Raw genomic sequence first — 2,705 nt, forward strand, 5'->3', positions numbered from 1 at the left:
ACGCTCTTCCGATCTTTTCTAGGGCAAGGCCGAATGGAGCTTTTGATGCATATAGAACAGGAGGGTTCTATCACAAAAGCCTCAAAGGCGATGAAGATGAGCTACAAAGCCGCATGGGACGCCGTAGATGCCATGAACAACCTCTCGGAGTTCCCGCTTGTCATAAGCGCAAAAGGCGGCAAAGGCGGCGGCGGAACACGCCTTAGCCAATACGCAAAAGAGCTTATAGAGACCTACAAGATACTTCAAGAGGAGCATCAGCAATTTTTAGAAAATCTATCAAAACGTGTCAGTGAAAAAAACGGTCATATCAATATTTTAAAGAGCTTGGATGTTCGCATCAGTGCCAGAAACCAGTTAAAGACAAAAGTAACTGCTGTTAAAAAAGGGATTGTCGAGAGCAAGGTATTACTTGAACTTGGAAACAAAGAGACCATAACGGCGATCATCACGAATGACTCGCTGGATTCTCTTGAGATAGATATAGGAGTTGAGTTGTATGCCCTCTTTAAAGCAAATGCTCTGATAATCTGTAAGAGCGCTTTAGCTGAGGGCAGCGAGATGAACAGCTTTAGAGGAAAGATCATCAGAATTGAGCATGACAATCTAAGCGCGGAGGTCGTTATTGAGTTAAACGGTTCAAACACTGTTTGCTCGACCTTGCCTATAGAGATACTTAAAAAATTAGATCTTAAAATTGGAAAACAGGTCAGTGCTTTTTGCGAACCAAAAAGTATTATTTTGGGCAGATGGTAAAAGATGATCTTTTTAAATGCAGAAGTTTACAAATCAAAAGCAAGGAGGCGTAGTTGATAAATAATGAAAAATAGCCTTGCAGCGGCAACTGCAAGACAAGTGCTTACGAAGAAGCAAAAGAATTATAACAAAAAAATATATAAAGGAAGATAATGAAAAGAAACATTAAATTAAATAGCGTATTACCTCTGTTGTTCCTGATATCATCTATAGCAGGTGCCGATGAAGGAGACTATAAACATATACTTAAAAAAAATTATCAACTTGTTTATGACTCTCCAAACTATGTCCAGACGATATCTGATATGTTTACCGATGGTATGTTTTACGGACGGCTTCGCTCAAACACTTTTCTCTACAACTGGGAAGAGGAGACAGCTTCACAAAACTCCCATTTCATAACAGGGATCGGCGGTTCTTTGGTATACAAGACAGCTACCTTTTTAGATACAGACCTGACTGCAGGCCTTTACTACTCAAAAGCTTTTTTTGACGAGGATAGCGACAGCGTGAGCTCTTTAAAATCAGGCAAAGACCTTTTAAACCGCTATGATTATAGCAAAGGCGACGGAAGAGCAATGGCAGTTTTGGGTCAGGCATATCTAAGCTATAAAGGTCTTCCTGAGACAGAGATTCGTGTAGGACGCCAACTTGTAGAGACCTTTTACACAAAGTCAAACGATACAAAGATGATCCCAAACACGTTTGACGGAGTTGTCGTAAAAAACAGAACAATCCCAAACACGGCTCTAAAGATCGCATATCTTACAAAACAGAAGCTAAGAGACCATACAACTTCGCACTCTGTTTTAATGTACGACGACTCAGATACGGCTAACAAGTCGACATGGAACGGCAATGACGATTCGGCAATGCACAAAGGGCTCTCTTACACAAACCTTACAGCAGCTGGAAAAGAGACCGACGCTCCGCTTATTACAGGTGATTTCAGCAACAGATACATAGAAAACCTTAAACTGGATGCGTCGTTTTACGTAGTGCCAGACCTGCTCTCTCAAGCAATGGCAGAAGCAAACTACAGAGCCAAGGTAGGGAAGATCGTTATAACTCCCGGCATAAGATACATAAAACAGTTTGACAACGGTGCCGGAGAGATAGGCGGAGCAAGCTACAACGGCAACCTTGCAGGAGTAAGCGGAGCAAGCAGCGGATACAAAGATGCAAGCTCACTGGATTCACAGATGATAGCGGCGCGCCTTGTCGGGATTTATAAAAACTACAACATAAACCTAGGATATAGCAATGTTTTGGATGAAGCCGACCTTGTGACTCCTTGGAGAGGATTTCCGACAGCTGGATATACTCGCTCTATGGCAAGATACAACTGGATGGCAAATACTAAAAGTTACCGCGCCCAGCTGACGATCAACTCTAACCAATCGGGAGCATATGAAGACCTGGTCACTCAGCTATCGTTTCTACATACCGATGCCGATGAATCAAAGGGGTACTTTGATGAGAACTACTACTATATAGGTTTTATCCAAAATATTCCGTCTATGTCGGATTTGCAGTGGCGCCTTAGACTCGGTTATACGGACACCAAAGAGCTATATGCAGATTCTCTGGATTCACGTTTAGAGATCAACTATCTGTTCTAAGGGGTTGAAAATATGAAAAAATTTACAACCGCTTTGATACTGCTCCTTGGATTAAACGGCGTGATGCTTGCAGATACCATTAAAGTATTTGCGGCAAGCAGTACGAAACTCGCTATGCAGGAGATAACCGAGGAGTTTAAAAAGCACAACCCAGAAGATGAGATCGTAGTGATCTACTCCGCTACGGGCAAAGCGTATGCACAGTTTACAAACGGATTTGAGTATGACGTTTTTATAGCAGCCGATAGCAAATATCCTCAAAAAATCGTAAGCGACGGCAACGCGATAACAGAACCGTTGGTCTATGCTATGGGAGCTGTCGCACTC

Annotated in this window: 3 protein-coding genes; all 3 read left to right on the plus strand. The window is 42.4% G+C overall.

From position 1 onward, the window contains the following. Positions 1-756: TOBE domain-containing protein (locus RBR61_RS10200; protein ID WP_320344086.1), on the plus strand; the 756-nt coding region annotated here is incomplete at its 5' end. 152 nt (positions 757-908) lie between these two features. After that, positions 909-2,378 (plus strand): OprD family outer membrane porin, encoded by a 1,470-nt coding sequence (locus RBR61_RS10205; protein ID WP_320344088.1) that lies wholly within the window; start codon positions 909-911, stop codon positions 2,376-2,378. 12 nt (positions 2,379-2,390) lie between these two features. After that, positions 2,391-2,705 (plus strand): substrate-binding domain-containing protein (locus RBR61_RS10210; RefSeq protein ID WP_320344089.1); only part of this gene is annotated, 315 nt, incomplete at its 3' end.

This window comes from Sulfurimonas sp., from assembly GCF_034005705.1.
GTDB lineage: Bacteria > Campylobacterota > Campylobacteria > Campylobacterales > Sulfurimonadaceae > Sulfurimonas.

Excerpts from the sequence above, each read along its gene's own strand:
- RBR61_RS10205 (WP_320344088.1), top strand. The coding sequence starts at position 909 with ATGAAAAGAAACATTAAATTAAATAGCGTATTACCTCTGTTGTTCCTG.